The sequence below is a fragment of the Microbacterium telephonicum genome (assembly GCF_003651225.1).
Lineage (GTDB): Bacteria > Actinomycetota > Actinomycetes > Actinomycetales > Microbacteriaceae > Microbacterium > Microbacterium telephonicum.
Window position 1 is genome coordinate 211,011 of the sequence record NZ_RCDB01000004.1, and the last position, 16,208, is coordinate 227,218.

The window sequence follows — 16,208 nt, forward strand, 5'->3', positions numbered from 1 at the left end:
CGGCGCACGATGGGCGGACCGGGTGGACGTCGCAGTTCACGCGGCTCGACTTCCTCGACCAATACGACGCCCGGTTCGTGATCGTGACGCACGGCTCGATCGAGGACGCCCTGGCCTACAAGGAGCGGGTCGGCAACCGGATGGAGTGGCACTCGACGGCGCACAGTCCGTTCGGCGCCGACATGGGCGCGCCGCCGGATGCCGGTTTCGACGTGCTGCCCTACGGCCGGCAGGAGGAGTGGCAGGACGTGCCGGACGGGTGGCCGCAGCACGGCACCTACGACGTGGGCCGCAGTTCGAAGCAGATCGGCGCGCTCTACGGCGCCGCGTCGGGCTGAGCTTCGGCGTCCAGGCGTTCGCGCGGCGGATTGCGCACGCCGATCGCCGACACGATCGCGCCGGCGATCAGCAGCGCGCCGGCCGTCCAGCTCGCGCGGTGGAAGCCGGCGAGGTCGAGGGCGCCGCCGGTGATCGCCGCGACCCCGGCCACCGCGAACAGGCCGGCGACGCGGGCGACGGCGTTGTTGACCGCCGAGGCGATGCCGGAGCGCTCCGGATCGACCGACCCGAGGATGCCGGCGGTCAGTGGCGAGACGGTGATCGCGAGTCCGAGGCCGAGCACGACCATGCCCGGCAGCACCTGCCACCAGTAGTCGAAGTCGTCGCCGACGGTCAGCAGGAGCAGGCATCCGATCGCCATCACTACCGGCCCGACCGTCATGAACAGCCGGGGGCCGATGCGTCCGGAGAGGGCGCCGATGCGCGAGCTCAGCGCGATCGTGAGGATCGTCGTCGGCAGGCTCGCGAGTCCCGCGAGGGTGGCGGTGAGGCCGGCCCCCTGCTGCAGGTAGACGGCGACGATGAAGCCGTTGAGCGAGAGCGCCGCGTAGATGAAGAACGTCGCGATGTTGCCGTTCGCGAACGTGGCGCTGCGGAACAGCGACAGCGGCAGCAGAGGGACGGATGCCGCATGCTGCCGCCAGAGGAAGCCCGCGAACAGCGCGATGCCGGCGACAAGGGCGATCCACAGCAGCATCGGGTCGGCGGCGACCGGCAGCTCGATGAGGGCGAGGACCGCGAGGCCCAGTCCGACCGTGCACAGGGCGGCGCCGAGCCAGTCGATGCGGGCGTCGGGTCGGCGCTGATCGCGGGCGTCGAGGCGGGTGAGCAACCAGAGCGCGAGACCGATCGGCAGCACGTTGATGACGAAGACGAAGCGCCACGACGAGAAGTCGACGATCACGCCGCCGATAAGCGGGCCGACGATCATGGCGCTCGTCGTGAGGGCCGTCCACAGTCCGATGGCGCGTGAGTGCGCCGGGTCGGACATCGTCGAGGTGATGAGGGCGAGCGAGCTCGGCACGAGGAAGGCGCCGGCAACGCCCTGCAGCGCGCGCGCCGCGATGAGCAGCTCGATCGTCGGGGCCGCCGCGACGGCGAGCGAGGCGACGCCGAAGCCGATCAGTCCGATGCGGAGGACGAGGAGCCGGCCGTACGCGTCGCTCGCGGCACCGGCGACGAGGATGAGGGCGCCGAGGGTGACGAGGTAGGAGTCGACGGTCCACTGCTGAGTCGACAGGCCGCCTCCGAGCTCTCTCGCGATCGCCGGGAGGGCGACGTTGACGACCGTGCCGTCGAGGAACGCGACGAACGACCCCAGCACGGCGATCGCGACCACCAGGCGCTGCTGCGGCGACATCCGCTCCGTCATGGGCCCAACCTACGGGGTGGCGGAGGGGGTCGGGGCGGGGTGGTGCGGCGGGGCGGTTCGCCGCCGGTTGGGGCCCGATTCGCAGCACACCGGATCGTGTCGTAAACTGGACGACGGTGACGTGTCCGAGCGGCCGAAGGTGCAACTCTCGAAAAGTTGTGTAGGGTAACCCCCTACCGTGGGTTCAAATCCCACCGTCACCGCCAGCTTCGAACCCCCGCAATCCCTTGAAAAAACTGGGATCGCGGGGGTTCTGCTTTGCCCGGAAACCGTGGCTTGGGAGCGATTCTGGAAACGGCCTCGTGCAGTCCGCCACCGCACCAGCCGGTCACGACAGGTCGGGGTCGCCCTCGGCGATGATGCGCTCGTCGGTGATGTACATCCCGGTGCTGGTGTTCGCGGCCAGCGCCAGGGACTCCGCCCACTCCGAACGTAGCGTCCGGGCAGCGTGTCGCGCGAGTAGCACGGTCGCGCCCCGTGTCAAGCCTCCCCGGTGAATCGGTTCCGCCGCCTATCGTCGGTCGCGACCCTCGGATGAGTCCCTCGGACAGGAGCGCGGATGAGCATGCAGACGGCGTCGGTGGCCCTCGAAGAAGCCACGGAGGCGCTGTCGCTGCATCCGTTCGGCGACGGACCGGGCGCGGCCGCTTCCGCGGTCGTGGCCTCGGCGCGCATGATTCCGATGCTCGGCGTGCACCTGGGCGCCACCATCGACTGGGCGGTCGCCGCCGCCGCCGACGCCCCGCACCCGGGTCGCGGCCGTACCCGGGAGACGTGGGAGGTGCTCGCCTCGGCGGCCGCCGTCGACGTGACCGGGGCCCGCATCCTCGAACCGCACCTGGATGCGCTGAGCATCCTCGGCCAGGCGCGTGAGGAGGCGATCGCCGTCGACCTCGAGGCGATCGGAGTGGACGAGGGTGCGTCGTGGGGCGTGTATGCGGCGGAGGGGGCGAGGCTCGACGCCCGGCGGACGCCCGACGGATGGCGGCTGAGCGGCACCAAGAACTGGTGCTCGCTCGCCGGCGACCTCAGCCACGCCCTGGTCACCGCGTGGACGGGACCGCAGCAGCGCCGGCTGTTCGCGGTGCCGCTGCGCCGCCCCGAGGTGCGCGCGCACCGTGGGCCGTGGGTCTCGCGCGGGCTGTCGCAGGTGGTCAGCGCCGCCGTCGACTTCGACGATGCCGTCGCGGTCCCCGTCGGCGAGGACGGCTGGTATCTGGAGCGTCCCGGGTTCGCCTGGGGTGGGATCGGCGTCGCCGCGGTCTGGTGGGGAGCGGCGGCCCCGCTCGTGCGCGCGGTCGTCGACCGCGCTCAGCGAGACGGCGCCGACCAGCTCGCCGACATGTTCGCCGGCATGGCGGATGCCGCCTTCTGGGGTGTGCGGGCGGTGCTGGCGGAGGCGGCCGACGCCGTGGACGTCGGCATCGGTGGGCGCGATCTCACCATCACCGCCGAGCGGGCGCGGTCCATCACAGCCTCGCAGGTCGAGCAGATCGTCGCGACCGCCGACCGGGCGCTCGGCCCCGGCCCGCTCACCTCCGACGACAAGCACGCGCGTCGCGTGGCCGACCTGCGGATCTACCTGCGCCAGCACCACGGCGAACGCGACCTCGCCCGACTCGGCCGACTGCTCTCGCCGGCATGAGCGTCGTCTTCGACCATCGCGAGCCCGGTACCGCGGAAGAGCACTGGCAGGCAGCAGCGCCCTGGTCCCGAGCGTCGCCGCTGTCGTTCGATGTCGATCGCGTCGTGATCGTGGCCGCGCATCCCGACGACGAGACGCTCGGCGCCGGAGGCCTCATCGCCACGGCTCATGCCCACGGGATCCCGGTGAGTGTGCTGGTGCTCACCGACGGCGAGGCGTCGCACCCCGACACCCCGTCGCTGGCCGAAGCCCGCCGGGCCGAGACGCTCGCGGCGCTCGCCGCCCTCGGGGAGCGCATCACCGTGCGGTTCGCGGGCCTGCCCGACGGAGGGCTGCGCGAGCACCGCACAGAGGTGCGCGCCGCGATCGCCGACGTCGTCGGGGAGGGGCCGGCGGCCCGCACCCTGGTCGCGGTGCCGTGGTGGGGTGACGGCCACCGCGACCACCGCATCGCCGGGGAGGCGGCGCTCGCGCTGCGGGCCTCCGGCGCGGACGTGGTCGGCTACCCGATCTGGATGTGGCACTGGTCGTCGCCGGATGCCGTCGACGGCCGTGCGTGGCGGACGCTGGAACTGCAGCCGGACGTCGTCGACGCCAAGCGTCGCGCGATCGCCGCCCACCGCAGCCAGCTCGAATCCGCGGGCGGGGCGCCCCCGATCATCCATGCCGGGATGCGGTCGCATTTCGAGCGCACGCACGAGGTGTTCGTCACCGCGCCGCGCGACGACGAGCCGCCGGTGCACACCGCGGACTGGTTCGAGGGCTTCTACCGGCGTCACGACGACCCGTGGGGGTTCGAGTCGCGGTGGTACGAGCGGCGCAAGCGCGCGCTGCTACTGGCGACGCTCACCCGCCCCCACTATGCCCGCGCGATCGAGCTCGGATGTGCGACAGGCCTGCTCACCGCCGAGCTGGTGCGGCGCGCCGACCGGGTCACCGCCGTCGATGTCTCGGAAGAGGCACTGCGCCGGGCGCGCGCGCGCGTGGACGACCCGCGGGTGACCTTCGTGCGCGGCGAGCTGCCCGACTGGTGGCCGGACGGGGAAGCCGACCTCATCGTGCTGTCCGAGATCGCCTACTACTGGCGGCCCGACGAGCTCGTACGCGCGCTCACCCGCATCGCCGCGACGCTGTCCCCCGACGGAGAGCTCGTCGCCTGCCACTGGCGTCCCGCGATCGAGGGCTGCGCTCTCGACGGCGACGACGTGCACGCCGCAATCGTCGCGAGCGGGTTGTTCCGACGTGGGTCCACGCACCTCGAGGACGAGTTCGTGCTCGAGGTCTTCCGTCCCGCCTCCGCCTCGCCGCCGCCCGGGCGGGTGCAGGGGGATGTCGGATGACGACGTCGATCGACGCGATCGGCGTCGTCATCCCCGCGCACAACGAGCAGGAGCTGCTCGCGGCGTGCCTGCAGGCCGTCGAGATCGCCGCGCTCGCCCCGCGGCGGCGCGGCATCCGCGTCGACATCGTCGTCGCGCTCGATGCCTGCGATGACGCGTCGGCCGACATCGCCGACGGCCTCGGCGTGCATACCGTCGCCCTCGACGCCCGCTGCGTCGGCATCGCTCGGCAGGAGGGGACGCGCGCCGCGCTCGCACGCCTGCACGGGACCGATCCGGCCCGCGTCTGGCTCGCGCACACCGACGGCGACAGCGTGGTTCCCCCGAACTGGCTGAGCCATCAGCTGCGGCTGGGCCGCCGGGGAGCGGACGTGGTGATCGGCACGGTGCGGCCGGACTTCCGCGACCTCTCCGAGGCGCAGCAGGACGCGTGGTGGCGCACGCACACTCCCGGCGTCGCCAACGGGCACGTGCACGGCGCGAACCTCGGCATCCGCGCGTCGACGTTCCTCGCCGCCGGCGGATTCACGGCCGCGCCCGTGCACGAGGACGTGCTGCTCGTCGAGGCGGCCCGCGCGGCGGGGGCGAAGGCGGTCGCCTCGGATGCGGCCTGGGTGCGCACGAGCGGACGCTCCGTGGGTCGGGCTCCCGACGGCTACGCGCGCTATTTGCGGGACGACCTCATCCCGCTCGCGGAATCGACGACGCCCGGGTGAGCCGGTGTCGATGGACGATATATCGTTACTGGCGCGTAGGGTGGGCACTGGTGTGTGACGGACACCTCCCGTTCTGATGAGGAGTGCCTGTGCCCTACCGTGATCGTGCCCGCGTCGCCGAGTGGGTCGACGAGTTCCTGACCGAGAACCTGCGGCTGCGGGATCGGGTGTCTGTTCTCGACGACGGCTTCGCGCCGGGGCCGAACTCCGCGATCGTGATCATCGAGCTGCACCACGCGCCGACCCTCACGCTGCTGCAGGCCTTCGTGGCCGATGGTCACCCGCGCTGGCGCGCCGTGTTCGAGGGCCGCGGCGAGCAGGTCGACGCGACCTGCTCACAAGTGCGCGACCTCGCCGACGACTTCGCCGACATCTCACGCCTCTGCACTCACCTGCAGGCGCGCACAGACGCTCACACCTGACGGCGGTCGACGAGGCGGTTGAGGCGCTCGGACATCAGCAGCCCCAGCACGACCAGGATCGCCAGGAACAGCGGGAAGACCCACAGGCCCGTCACCGCCGAGACCGCGCCGAACAGCGGCGGCACGAACGTCGAGCCGGTGTAGGCGGCCGCCATCTGGATGCCGATGATCGCGTGCGAGTTGCGGCGGCCGAAATTCACGGGCGTCGAGTGGATGATGGCCGGGTAGATCGGCGCGCAGCCGAGCCCCGCGAGAGCCAGGCCGACGAGGGCGAGCACGTCGGTCCCGAGCGGCAGCGCGATCAGCACCGCGCCGACCCCGACCAGCGCGAAGCCGCCGCGGATCAGCGCGCGGTCGCCGATGCGGTCGGCGAAGAATCCCGCCAGGAACCGGCCCGCGGTCACCCCCAGCAGGAAGAGCGACGCGAACGCGGCGGCGGTCACGGCGTCGACGCCGCGATCGGTCACGAGGTAGGTCGCCGCCCAGAGGATGGCTGTGCTCTCCAGTGCGCAGTAGGCGAAGAACGCGACGAGGATCAGCACGACGCCGGGGATGCGCAGCGCCGCAGCGAGGGGCACGTGCGCCCGCTCCGGCGCGAAAGGCGCGTCGGAGGTCTCGTCGGGGGACTCGTCGGCCGGCGCCGCGCCGTCGCCGACGATCGGCTTCACCTTGCCCCACAGCGGGATGCTGATCAGCAGCACGAAGGTGAGCACCGCCTGCAGCACGCCGATGATCAGGTACGCCGCGTGCCAGCCGAGATCGGCCGAGAGCGCGTAGCTCATGATGAAGGGGCTGATCGACGCGCCGAGACCCCAGCATCCGTGCAGCCAGTTCATGTGCCGGGCGGCGAAGTGCACGGCGACGTAGTTGTTCAGCGCCGCATCCACGGCCCCCGCGCCGAGGCCGTACGGGATCGCCCACAGGCACAGCATCCAGAATTGGTCGGAGAACGAGAATCCGAGCAGGGCGGCGCCCGTCATCCCGACGCTGACAGCGGTGACGACGCCGACGCCGAAGCGGCGCGTGACGCGCTCGGAGGCGAGGCTCGACAGGATCGTGCCGCCGGCGATGATCATCGTGAGGATGCCGGCGAACGCGACCGGCACGCCCAGATCTTGGTGCATGACCGGCCACCCCGAGCCCACGAGCGAGTCGGGAAGCCCCAGGCTCACGAACGCGACGTAGATGATGCCCAACAGCAGCGAGTACATGGTACGACTGTACACATTGTGTGTACGCTCGTACACAACGGATAGGAGGTCGGATGGCGCAGCAGCAGAAGTCAGCCCGCGCGCGGCGCCGGCGGCCGAACGACCCCGACCGACGCGACCGGATCATCGACGCGTGCCTGGAGGTCGTCTCCCGCCACGGGGTGGCCGGCACCTCGCACCGGAAGGTCGCCGCGCAGGCCGGTGTGCCCCTCGGGGCGATGACCTACTACTTCGACGGGATGGACGACCTCCTCGGCGAGGCCTTCTCCCGCTTCGCCGCGACGGTCGCCGACCGGTTCGACCGACGGATGACGGAGGCCGGCGACGCCGACGCGGCCGCGCGCGCGGTCGTCGACATCATCCGCGAAGACGTCTTCGGCACCGATCGCGAGCTTGTGCTCTCCCACGAGCTCTACACCCTGGCCGCCCGGGAGCCCGCCTACCGCGCGATCACGAGCGCCTGGATGCGGCGCAGCCGCGCTGCGCTCGAGCGGCACTTCGACCCCGAGACCGCGCGCATCCTCGACGCGCTCATCGAGGGGCTCACGATCCACCGCGCGCTGGACGCCGAGCCGCGGGATCCGGGCGAGGTCGAAGACGCCGTCGCACGCATCCTCGCGCGTCCGGTCCGGGAGGCTTCCCGCGAGTAACATCCGTGCTCGCCGGCCGCAAGGGGGCACTCGGATCGGACGCCGGTTTGTACCGTGACGGCATGACCGACATGTACACCGCACAGGATCCGACGACCCAGTACCCCCGTCCGCCGTTCCCGCCGCAGCAGCAGTCCGGTCCGGGCGACATCCACCCGATGGATCCCGCCCCCGACCACGGCGAGAAGACCTACGTCGGCTTCGGTCGGCTGCCGGGTCGCAAGGCGCTCGTCACCGGAGCGGACTCCGGAATCGGCCGCGCCGTCGCGATCGCCTACGCCCGCGAGGGCGCGGACGTCGCGCTGTCGTATCTGCCGGTCGAGCAGCAGCAGGCCGAGGAGGTCGCGGAGCTGATCCGGGCCGAGGGACGCACCGCCGTACTGCTGCCCGGCGACCTGCAGGACGAGCAGACGAACACCGACGTCGTCGAGAAGGCCGTCGCGGAGCTCGGCGGCCTCGACATCCTCGTCATCAACGCCGGCACGATGCCGACGGTCGACAGCATCGACGACTTCGAGACGAAGACCCTCGACCACGTCGTCAAGGTCAACATCTACCCGCTCTTCTGGCTGACCAAGGCGGCGTCGCCGCACCTGAAGCCGGGCGCGGCGATCATCACGACCTCCAGCATCCAGGGGTTCGAGCCGTCGCCCTCGCTCGCGGAGTACGCCGTCTCGAAGGCGGGGATCGCCAATTGGACGCGGGCGACCGCCCAGCAGCTCATCGAGCGCGGCATCCGCGTGAACGGCGTCGCGCCGGGACCGATCTGGACGCCGCTGCAGCCCGCGTTCGTGCCGAACGAGAAGATCGAGCACTTCGGCGAGCAGACCCCCATCGGCCGCGCCGGACAGCCCGTCGAGCTCGCCCCCGCCTACGTGTTCCTCGCCTCGCAGGAGTCGAGTTACGTCGTGGGCGAGACCATCGCCGTGACCGGCGGGATGCCCGTCACCTGAGCCGCCGTAGCGTCACCGGCCGTCGGATCGCAAGCCCCGTGGGCGATCCGGCGGCCGGTGTCACGATGGGCAGGTGAGAGTGCCCGACCGCGACGACCTGCGCACGTACGCGCCGATCGGCGACGGGCGCACCGTCGCCCTCGTCGCCGGCGACGGCGGGATCGACTGGATGCCGATGCCGAATCTCGACTCCACGCCGGTGTTCGCGCGGCTGATCGACGACGACGACGGCGGCTGCCTCGAGCTCGCGCCCGACGGCGAGTACACGGTGCGCCGGCGCTATCTCGCCGGCACCAACGTGCTGCAGACGACCTTCGCGACCGACGCCGGGACGGTCACGGTCACGGACGCGCTCGTGACCGGCGTCGCCGGTCGTCTGCCGTGGTCGCAGCTCGTGCGTCGCATCGACGGCGTCGAGGGATCGGTGCGGCTGCGCTGGGCCGTGCGGCCCGGCACGCGCTTGCGCACCGCCTCGCCGTGGGTGCAGCGGGCCGACGGTCACCATCTGCTGCAGATCGGCACGACGACGCTCGCTGTGGTCGGCGGCGACGTCGGCACCCCGCGCGCCGAATCGCGCGCCTCCCCTTTCCCCGCTGTCCGCGGCGCGTTCACCACCTCGCCGGGATCGCGCCACGTGCTGGGCATCGTCGCGACCGACGACGAGCCGCTGCACCTGCCCGATGTCACCCACCTCGACGAGAGCCTCGACCGCTCGATCGCCGGCTGGCGCACCTGGTCGCGCGAGTTCTCGTACGACGGCCCGTGGGCGGATGCCGTGCAGCGCAGCGCCCTTGCCCTCAAGCTGCTCGTCTACGCCCCCACGGGCGCCATCGCCGCCGCCGCGACCACCTCGCTGCCGGAGAACCCGGGCGGCGGCAAGAACTGGGACTACCGCTACGCGTGGGTGCGCGACCTCGCCTACACGGCGCACGCACTCGTGCGCTTCGGGCTGCGCGAGGAGACCCACGCCGCGCTGTCGTGGCTGCTGAAGACCATCCGCCGGCACGGCGACGAACTGCACGTGATGTACACGCTGCGCGGCGGCGTCGTCGACGGGGTGCAAGAGTTCGACGCCCCCGGGTGGCAGGGGATCGGACCGGTCGTGGCAGGAAATCCCGCCCACGATCAGCTGCAGCTCGGCGTCTACGGCGACCTGTTCGCGATCTGCCGCACCTACGTCGACGCCGGCAACGTGCTCGACGCGGCGACCGGTCGACTGCTGGCGCGCACGGCCGACCGCACCTGCGACCTGTGGCGCCAGCGCGACTCGGGCATGTGGGAGCTGCCCGAACTGCAGCACTACACGTCGTCGAAGATGGGCTGCTGGCAGGCTCTGCGTGACGCGGTGCACCTCGCGGAGGCCGGCGCCATCCCCGGGGAGCCTTCCCGGTGGGCCGCCGAACGCGACCGGATCGCGGCGTGGATCGAGGAGGAGTGCTGGTCGGAGGAACTCGGCGCCTACACGATGTACCCCGGCTCCCGGGAGCTCGACACCTCGGTGCTACTGCATGCCGAAAGCGGCTTCGACCGCGGCGAGCGGATGTCGCGCACCATCGACGCCCTCACCGCCGAGCTCGGAGCCGGCGCTTTGCTCTACCGGTACAGCGGGATGCGGCGCGAAGAGCACACCTTCGTCGCGTCGGCGTTCTGGCGGGCCGGAGCCCTCGCGTGCGTGGGGCGGCACGAGGAGGCTCTCACGGCGATGGACGACCTCGTCGGTCGCGCGAACGACGTCGGCATCTTCAGCGAGATGATCGACGCGGAAGACGGAACGTTCTGGGGCAATCTGCCGCAGGCCCTGAGCCACCTCGCCGTCGTGGCCTCCGCCCTCACCATCCGCGACGTCGTGCCCGAGGGGGCGCTGCGTGGGCACTGACGCGCGCGTGTTCCGCGAGCTGCGCTCGGTGCTCGTGGAGAGCATCTTCTGGGACGAGCGCACCGACGACCTCGTGTGGGTCGACATCACGACCGGCCTGCTGCACCGGGCGCGACTGGACGGCGCCGTCGACGGGAGCGAGGACCGCGTCGTCGAACTCCCTCCGCCCGTCAGCGCCGTGCAGCCCGCGACCGGCGGTGGATTCGTTGTGGCGCTGAAGGACCGCGTCGCGCTGCTCGACGCCGACGGGCGCCTCGTGCGCGACGTCGCGGCGACCCCGCACCGACACGGCGGCATCCGCAACAACGAGGGCAAGGTCGACCCGTTCGGGCGCTTCCTCGTCGGTGGCATGGATCTGACCTCGGGCGAGCCGGATGCCGCGCTGTTCGCGGTGACGGCGGAAGGCGACGCGGCGCTGCTGCGCGGCGGGTTCAGCGTCGCGAACGGCTTCGAGTGGTCGGATGACGGGGACGAGATGTACCTCACCGACACCTCGACGCGAACGGTCTACCGCGCGCCGTACGGCCCCGGCGCCGATCCTCTCGGCGAGCTGACCCCGTTCCTCGCCGGTCACCCGTCGGACGGACTCACTCGGGACCGCGAGGGCGGATTCTGGAACGGGCTCTACGGCGACGGCGAGGTCGTGCATTGGAGTGCGGACGGCGCCGTCGACCGGCGGCATCCGCTGCCCGTCCCGAATGTCACCTCCGTGGCGTTCGGCGGCCCCGACTTCGCCACCCTGTTCGTGGGCAGCGGCCGCGAGAACCTCACCGAGGAGCAGCTCGAGGCCCACCCGCTGAGCGGCTCGATCTTCGCCCTCGACGTCGGCACGCGCGGCTACCCGCCGCACGTGTTCGGCGAGACCACCCCCTGACCCCATCGAAAGGAACACCATGGACCTCGGACTCTCCTCACGCACCGCCCTCATCACCGGCGGCGACTCCGGCATCGGCTGGGAGACGGCACGCCTGCTCCTCGAGGAGGGCGCGACCGTCGTTCTCTCCGACCTCGACGAGAAGTCGCTGGCCGAGGCCGCCGCGCGCCTGGATGCCCCGGAGGGGCGCCTGCACCACGTCGCCGCCGACATCACCGACGTCGCCTCCGTCGCCGAACTCGGACGCCGGGTGCGCGCCGCGGTCGGCGAGATCGACATCCTCGTGCAGTCCGCCGGGATCACCGGCGCCCAGGGACTGTTCCACGAGATCGATGACGAGGGGTGGACCTCGACGATCGAGACCGACCTGCTCGGCCCGGTGCGGGTCGTGCGCGAATTCCTGCCCGACCTGCGCTCCGGCGGCTGGGGACGGCTCGTGTTCCTCGCCTCGGAGGACGCCGTGCAGCCCTACGACGACGAGATCCCCTACTGCTCGGCCAAGGCCGGCATCCTGGCGCTCATGAAGGGACTCTCGCGCACCTACGCGAAGGAAGGGCTGCTCGTGAACGCCGTCTCGCCGGCTTTCATCCACACCCCGATGACCGACGCGATGATGGAGAAGCGGTCGAAGGAGCGGGGGGAGAGTGTCGACGAGGCCATCGAGTCGTTCCTCGCCGAGGAGCGCCCGTACATGGAGCTCGGCCGCCGGGGAGAGCCCGCGGAGGTCGCCGCGGTGATCGCCTTCCTCTGCTCGGACCACGCGTCGTTCGTCAACGGCTCCAACTACCGGGTCGACTCCGGATCCGTCGCCACGATCTGACCCATGGCCGACTCCGAGATCACGATCCGCCCCATCACCGAAGCGGATGCCGGTCAGGTGCTGACCGTGCAGCGTGCCGCATTCGTGACCGAGGCGCTCATCTACGGCGACCCCGACATGGGACCGCTGACGCAGTCGCTCGAGGAGGTCGCGTTCGAGCTGCGCGAGAACCTGGGGTGCGTCGCAGTGCAGGGTGAGCGCATCGTCGGGGCCGCGCGCGCGGTCGCCTCCGGCGAGCTGCTGCTCGTCGGCCGCATCGCGATCGCCCCCGACCAGCAGGGCGGCGGCATCGGGTCGCGCCTGCTCGAGGCGGTCGAGGAGCGCGGGCGGGCGCACGGATGCCGGGAGGCGGAGCTGTTCACCGGCTCGCTGAGCGAGCAGAACATCGCCCTCTACGAGAAGCTCGGGTACCGCGAGAGCGAGCGGGTGCCGCAGGACGGCGGGTCGGAGCAGGTGTTCCTGCGGAAGCGGTTGGTGGACGCCGACTAGGTGCCCGTACCCGGGTCGGGTGACAGGGGGTCGGGAGACAGATCGGGGAGCGCACGGGTGCCGAACTCGTGCCGCAGCGCGGACAGCGCCGCGTACCAGCCCGCCAAGCCGTGCACACCGGGACCGGGCGGCGTCGACGCCGACGCGAGGTAGAGGCCCGAGATCGGCGTGCGCCACGGATCCGGGCTGAGCACGGGCCGGCGCAGGAGCTGGCCGAAGGTCGCCGCGCCCGCCGAGATGTCGCCGCCCGGGTAGTTCGGATGCTGTCGCGCGACGTCGCTCGCCGTCACCGAGGCGGTGTGCACGATGACGTCGCGGAAGCCCGGGGCGAAGCGCTCGATCTGCGCGATGACGGCCTCGCGGCGGTCGACGTCGCTGCCGGCGGGGACATGCGTGTACGTCCACAGGGTCTGACCGCCCGCCGGCGCGCGCGTGGGATCGAACAGCGACTGCTGCGCGACCAGTACGTACGGCCGCTCCGGGTGCCCGCCGCGCTGCACGGCGTTCTCGGCGGCGGCGATCTCGGCGCGCGTGCCGCCGACGTGGACGACTCCCGCCCGTCGCAGCTCCGCGTGCTCCCACGGCACGGGCGCCGTCAGCGCGAAGTCGACCTTCGCGACGCCCGCCCCGTACCGGAAGCGATCGAGCGCACGGCGGTAGCGCGCCGGCATCCGCTCGCCAGCGAGGCGGATGAGCGTCCGCGGCGTGACGTCGAGCAGCACGGCGCGGGCCGTGGGGAGGTCATCGAGCGAGCGCACCTCGTGATCGGTGATCAGCTCGCCGCCGTGTGCGCGGAGGTCGTCGACCATCGCGTCGGCGATGGCCTGGCTGCCGCCGATGGGGATCGGCCAGCCGCGCGCGTGCGCGTATGCGGTGAGGGCCAGGCCCGCGCCCGCCGCCGCGAGTCCCGGCTGGGGCAGGATCGTGTGGGCGGCGACGCCGGTCAGCAGCGCCGGCGCGAGATCCTGTGCGAACCGCGCCCCCCACAGCGGCGAGCCTTGCTCGATCGCGCGCAGGCCGAACAGCAACGCCGCAACAGGATCGTCGGGCACCCGCAGCAGCGGCGAGCCCGTGAACCGTGCGATGCGTGTGGAGCGCTCCGCGAGCGGCGCGACCAGGGCGCGGTACGCCGCGCCGTCCCGGCCGAGGCCGGCGGCGGTGCGGGCGAGGTCCCGGTACGCCACGGCCGCACGGCCCCCGTCCAGCGGATGGCCGAACGACACCTCCGGCGTGTGCAGGTCGATGCGCTGCGCGAGGCCGAACTCCCGGAAAAACCGCGACTCGAGCGCCAGCGGGTGCACGGCGGAGCACACGTCGTGGCGGTAGCCGGGCCCGGTCAGCTCCCGCGTCGCGGTCCCGCCCCCGGGATGGGGAGCCTGCTCGTAGACGCGCACCGCCAGCCCGGCGCGGGCGAGGGTGACGGCGGCGGCAAGGCCATTCGGCCCCGCCCCGACGACGACGGCATCCACACGCTCGCCGGTCATCGTGCCGCGCCGCCTGCGCGCCCCTCCGACAGGTACGCGAGGCGATGCAGCGTCTCGCGATTGCGCACGCGCAGCAGCACGTCGAGGATCGGCTGCGGCACGAGGCGGCCGGGGCCGCGGACCGCCTCTTCCTGGATGCGCACGAGGGTGCCCGCCCCCGCCGCCTTGACGTCGATCGTCACCCGCGCCTCCCCGATCGGCCACCCTTTCGCCCGCAGCACGAGGCGCCGGCCGGGATCGCACGCCTCCACGACCGTCTGGTCGTCGAGGAGGAACGGCCACACCCCGAAGGAGTGCGCGAGGCGGGCACCCGGGGCCGGCCAGTCGGCGGCGACCGCCCGCATCCGCGACGCCCCCACCACCCAGCCCGGGTACAGCCAGCCGTGCTCGAGCACCCGGAACACGTCCTCCGGTGCGCACCGCATCCGTCTCACGTTGACCGACATCAGACCCTCCTGTCGTCTCCGACTTCTTCGGGGAGCGCGGCGACCACGACGATCGACACGTCCTGCATCTTCCAGTCCAGGTCGGAGATCGCCCGGCGTGCCGCCTCGATCCGGCGCGTCGAGACCCGGTCGCGGCGCGGCACGACGAACGCCTCGACGTGGAACACCTGCCCCATGTCCCGCATCCGCACCCCCGCGTCGCGCACCCACGGCTGACGCCGCAGCTCGTCGCGGATGCGGTCGGCGATCGGGTCCTCGTCCTCGTCGTCGTGCGTGCGGGCGCGCTGGTCGATGAGGTCGAACACGGCCGCGCGGGCGTTGCGGTACCCGTCCCAGACGATCCCGAGCGAGATGAACAGCGCCGCGACGCCGTCGAGCCACCACAGCCCGACGCCGACGCCGAGCACCCCCACGATCGAGGCGACCGTCGTCGTCCAGTCGGCCTTGGCCATGTCGGCATCGGCGTACAGCACCTTGTTGTGCAGCACGGGCGCGAGCTTCGCCTTGGCGTGGCCGTAGAAGAACGGCCCGATGACGATGACCGACATGACGGCGACCATGAACCAGCCGAGCCAGACCGTCTGGCCGAACACCACGACGGTGCCGATCGCGGGATGCTCGCCGCGGACGAGACCGACGATCGATTCGACCGCGAGGTTGCCGCCGACGGCGAGCAGCGCGACCCCGGCCACGAGGTGGCCGACGCCCATCACCCGGTGCAGCCCGAACGGGAACGACCGCGACGGCGGACGCCGGATGAACAGCAGCGCCACGAGGAAGGCGATCTGCGGGATGAGGGAGAGCATGTCTTCGATCCACGCCGTCTTCATCGCCTGCGACCCGCCCACGACTAAGGCGATCACGACGATCGTGACGGTCGTGTAGCCGATCGTGAACCATTCCCAACGGATGGCGCTGTGCAGCGCCTTCTGCTGCCCCGGCGGCAGGTCGGTGCGTCCGAGGCGCTTCATCGCTCGCCCTCGATGTGCTCGTCGAGGTAGGTCTCGAACGTCGACTGCATCGCGTTCTCGCCGAGCGGCACCAGGAACACGAGCGACCTCCCGCCGGCGCCGGGGATGCCGGGGAAGCCGCGGCTGACCGACGCGCGATCCGACCACGGCGTCGCGTCGCTCATGCCGCCGACGACGAGGTCGACCTCGCCCGCCTCGAGCGCGTCGACGAGGCTCTCCTCGCCGGCGACCGTCCAGCGCACCGTCGCCCCCTCGGATGCCGCGAAGTCCTCGACGAGGTCGACCAGCGGACCGCGGGGGTCATCGCCGTCGACGATCACCGCATCGCCGACCGGCGTCGCACCCGCCCTCAGCTCCCCGGAGGAGCGCACCCGGTCGAGCGTGCCGTCGGGATCGGTGGGAATCGTGACGCCGCAGCCCGTGACCGCGAGCGAGACCGCGAGGGTGATCGCCGTCGCCCACACCCGGTGCGGTGCGGTGCGGGAGAAGTTCGTCGACATCATCCTCATTCCTCCGTGCTTCGACCGTACGACGCGGTGCGGTCTGCGGCGAGGGCTTGACAGGTCGCGGCGTCCCGCTCGTCTACGCCGGGACCGGGAC

General features: G+C 72.0%; 17 protein-coding genes, 1 tRNA gene and 1 pseudogene. 12 read left to right on the forward strand and 7 right to left on the reverse strand.

Annotation, left to right across the window (positions count from 1 at the left end):
* Positions 1 to 11 precede the first annotated feature (11 nt).
* A pseudogene (locus C7474_RS14445) lies at positions 12 to 338 on the forward strand (DUF899 domain-containing protein); the annotation flags it as partial.
* Here the strand turns inward: C7474_RS14445 and C7474_RS14450 are convergent.
* Positions 317 to 1,711 (reverse strand): MFS transporter, encoded by a 1,395-nt coding sequence (locus C7474_RS14450; RefSeq protein WP_121061138.1) that lies wholly within the window; start codon positions 1,709 to 1,711, stop codon positions 317 to 319. The pseudogene C7474_RS14445 and the gene C7474_RS14450 overlap by 22 nt on opposite strands.
* 115 nt (positions 1,712 to 1,826) lie before the next feature.
* Here C7474_RS14450 and C7474_RS14455 point away from each other — a divergent pair.
* A tRNA-Ser gene (locus C7474_RS14455) sits at positions 1,827 to 1,917 on the forward strand.
* A 122-nt stretch (positions 1,918 to 2,039) separates the two neighbouring features.
* On the opposite strand, the gene C7474_RS15095 is transcribed toward C7474_RS14455, so the two are convergent.
* Entirely contained in the window at positions 2,040 to 2,177 is a 138-nt protein-coding gene (locus C7474_RS15095) for a hypothetical protein (RefSeq protein WP_158597356.1), read from the reverse strand.
* A gap of 93 nt (positions 2,178 to 2,270) precedes the next feature.
* Here C7474_RS15095 and C7474_RS14460 point away from each other — a divergent pair, with 93 nt between their 5' ends.
* The 4 genes from C7474_RS14460 to C7474_RS14475 all read left to right on the forward strand — a co-directional run bounded on the left by C7474_RS14460 (position 2,271) and on the right by C7474_RS14475 (position 5,834).
* The gene (locus C7474_RS14460) at positions 2,271 to 3,356 is read left to right on the forward strand and encodes an acyl-CoA dehydrogenase family protein (RefSeq protein WP_121061140.1); all 1,086 of its coding nucleotides are present in this window, start codon (positions 2,271 to 2,273) and stop codon (positions 3,354 to 3,356) included.
* Entirely contained in the window at positions 3,353 to 4,696 is a 1,344-nt protein-coding gene (locus tag C7474_RS14465; RefSeq protein WP_121061141.1) for a PIG-L family deacetylase, read from the forward strand. The genes C7474_RS14460 and C7474_RS14465 overlap by 4 nt, the downstream gene beginning before the upstream one ends.
* Positions 4,693 to 5,412 carry a glycosyltransferase family 2 protein gene (locus tag C7474_RS14470; RefSeq protein ID WP_121061143.1) on the forward strand — a complete coding sequence of 240 codons (720 nt, stop codon included), beginning with the start codon at positions 4,693 to 4,695 and terminating at the stop codon, positions 5,410 to 5,412. The genes C7474_RS14465 and C7474_RS14470 overlap by 4 nt, the downstream gene beginning before the upstream one ends.
* Positions 5,413 to 5,501: 89 nt before the next feature.
* Positions 5,502 to 5,834 carry a protein-L-isoaspartate carboxylmethyltransferase gene (locus C7474_RS14475; RefSeq protein ID WP_121061145.1) on the forward strand — a complete coding sequence of 111 codons (333 nt, stop codon included), beginning with the start codon at positions 5,502 to 5,504 and terminating at the stop codon, positions 5,832 to 5,834.
* Here the strand turns inward: C7474_RS14475 and C7474_RS14480 are convergent.
* Complete coding sequence (locus tag C7474_RS14480; protein ID WP_121061147.1) at positions 5,825 to 7,045, reverse strand: MFS transporter; 1,221 nt, start codon at positions 7,043 to 7,045, stop codon at positions 5,825 to 5,827. The genes C7474_RS14475 and C7474_RS14480 overlap by 10 nt on opposite strands.
* Before the next feature lie 53 nt (positions 7,046 to 7,098).
* Here C7474_RS14480 and C7474_RS14485 point away from each other — a divergent pair, with 53 nt between their 5' ends.
* The 6 genes from C7474_RS14485 to C7474_RS14510 all read left to right on the forward strand — a co-directional run bounded on the left by C7474_RS14485 (position 7,099) and on the right by C7474_RS14510 (position 12,707).
* Positions 7,099 to 7,695: a TetR/AcrR family transcriptional regulator gene (locus C7474_RS14485; RefSeq protein WP_121061149.1), complete on the forward strand. Its 597-nt coding sequence runs from the start codon at positions 7,099 to 7,101 to the stop codon at positions 7,693 to 7,695.
* Between the two features lie 62 nt (positions 7,696 to 7,757).
* Positions 7,758 to 8,648 (forward strand): SDR family oxidoreductase, encoded by an 891-nt coding sequence (locus tag C7474_RS14490; protein ID WP_121061235.1) that lies wholly within the window; start codon positions 7,758 to 7,760, stop codon positions 8,646 to 8,648.
* 73 nt (positions 8,649 to 8,721) lie between these two features.
* On the forward strand, positions 8,722 to 10,524 hold the full coding sequence (locus C7474_RS14495; protein ID WP_241965282.1) for a glycoside hydrolase family 15 protein: 1,803 nt from the start codon (positions 8,722 to 8,724) through the stop codon (positions 10,522 to 10,524).
* Entirely contained in the window at positions 10,514 to 11,398 is an 885-nt protein-coding gene (locus C7474_RS14500; protein ID WP_121061151.1) for an SMP-30/gluconolactonase/LRE family protein, read from the forward strand. The genes C7474_RS14495 and C7474_RS14500 overlap by 11 nt, the downstream gene beginning before the upstream one ends.
* Positions 11,399 to 11,417: 19 nt before the next feature.
* A complete protein-coding gene (locus tag C7474_RS14505) occupies positions 11,418 to 12,218 on the forward strand; it encodes an SDR family NAD(P)-dependent oxidoreductase (protein ID WP_121061153.1) in 801 nt (266 codons plus the stop codon).
* Positions 12,219 to 12,221: 3 nt separating this feature from the next.
* Complete coding sequence (locus tag C7474_RS14510) at positions 12,222 to 12,707, forward strand: GNAT family N-acetyltransferase (RefSeq protein ID WP_121061155.1); 486 nt, start codon at positions 12,222 to 12,224, stop codon at positions 12,705 to 12,707.
* On the opposite strand, the gene C7474_RS14515 is transcribed toward C7474_RS14510, so the two are convergent.
* From C7474_RS14515 to C7474_RS14530, 4 genes are read right to left on the reverse strand one after another with little or no spacing between them, the layout of a single operon-like run.
* Positions 12,704 to 14,191: a phytoene desaturase family protein gene (locus C7474_RS14515; protein ID WP_121061157.1), complete on the reverse strand. Its 1,488-nt coding sequence runs from the start codon at positions 14,189 to 14,191 to the stop codon at positions 12,704 to 12,706. The genes C7474_RS14510 and C7474_RS14515 overlap by 4 nt on opposite strands.
* Positions 14,188 to 14,637, reverse strand: a complete 450-nt coding sequence (locus tag C7474_RS14520; protein WP_121061159.1) for an SRPBCC family protein — start codon at positions 14,635 to 14,637, stop codon at positions 14,188 to 14,190. Before C7474_RS14520 ends, C7474_RS14515 begins: the two co-directional genes overlap by 4 nt.
* Complete coding sequence (locus C7474_RS14525) at positions 14,637 to 15,608, reverse strand: cation efflux transmembrane domain-containing protein (RefSeq protein WP_121061161.1); 972 nt, start codon at positions 15,606 to 15,608, stop codon at positions 14,637 to 14,639. Before C7474_RS14525 ends, C7474_RS14520 begins: the two co-directional genes overlap by 1 nt.
* Positions 15,605 to 16,111, reverse strand: a complete 507-nt coding sequence (locus C7474_RS14530; RefSeq protein WP_241965283.1) for a transglycosylase SLT domain-containing protein — start codon at positions 16,109 to 16,111, stop codon at positions 15,605 to 15,607. The genes C7474_RS14525 and C7474_RS14530 overlap by 4 nt, the downstream gene beginning before the upstream one ends.
* Positions 16,112 to 16,208 lie beyond the last annotated feature (97 nt).

Bases quoted from the DNA above. Each gene is read 5' to 3' on its own strand.
- C7474_RS14450 (WP_121061138.1), bottom strand. From the start codon at position 1,711: ATGACGGAGCGGATGTCGCCGCAGCAGCGCCTGGTGGTCGCGATCGCC.
- C7474_RS14460 (WP_121061140.1), top strand. From the start codon at position 2,271: ATGAGCATGCAGACGGCGTCGGTGGCCCTCGAAGAAGCCACGGAGGCG.
- C7474_RS14465 (WP_121061141.1), top strand. From the start codon at position 3,353: ATGAGCGTCGTCTTCGACCATCGCGAGCCCGGTACCGCGGAAGAGCAC.
- C7474_RS14470 (WP_121061143.1), top strand. From the start codon at position 4,693: ATGACGACGTCGATCGACGCGATCGGCGTCGTCATCCCCGCGCACAAC.
- C7474_RS14480 (WP_121061147.1), bottom strand. From the start codon at position 7,045: ATGTACTCGCTGCTGTTGGGCATCATCTACGTCGCGTTCGTGAGCCTG.
- C7474_RS14485 (WP_121061149.1), top strand. From the start codon at position 7,099: ATGGCGCAGCAGCAGAAGTCAGCCCGCGCGCGGCGCCGGCGGCCGAAC.
- C7474_RS14490 (WP_121061235.1), top strand. From the start codon at position 7,758: ATGACCGACATGTACACCGCACAGGATCCGACGACCCAGTACCCCCGT.
- C7474_RS14505 (WP_121061153.1), top strand. From the start codon at position 11,418: ATGGACCTCGGACTCTCCTCACGCACCGCCCTCATCACCGGCGGCGAC.
- C7474_RS14510 (WP_121061155.1), top strand. From the start codon at position 12,222: ATGGCCGACTCCGAGATCACGATCCGCCCCATCACCGAAGCGGATGCC.
- C7474_RS14515 (WP_121061157.1), bottom strand. From the start codon at position 14,191: ATGACCGGCGAGCGTGTGGATGCCGTCGTCGTCGGGGCGGGGCCGAAT.
- C7474_RS14520 (WP_121061159.1), bottom strand. From the start codon at position 14,637: ATGTCGGTCAACGTGAGACGGATGCGGTGCGCACCGGAGGACGTGTTC.
- C7474_RS14525 (WP_121061161.1), bottom strand. From the start codon at position 15,608: ATGAAGCGCCTCGGACGCACCGACCTGCCGCCGGGGCAGCAGAAGGCG.
- C7474_RS14530 (WP_241965283.1), bottom strand. From the start codon at position 16,111: ATGATGTCGACGAACTTCTCCCGCACCGCACCGCACCGGGTGTGGGCG.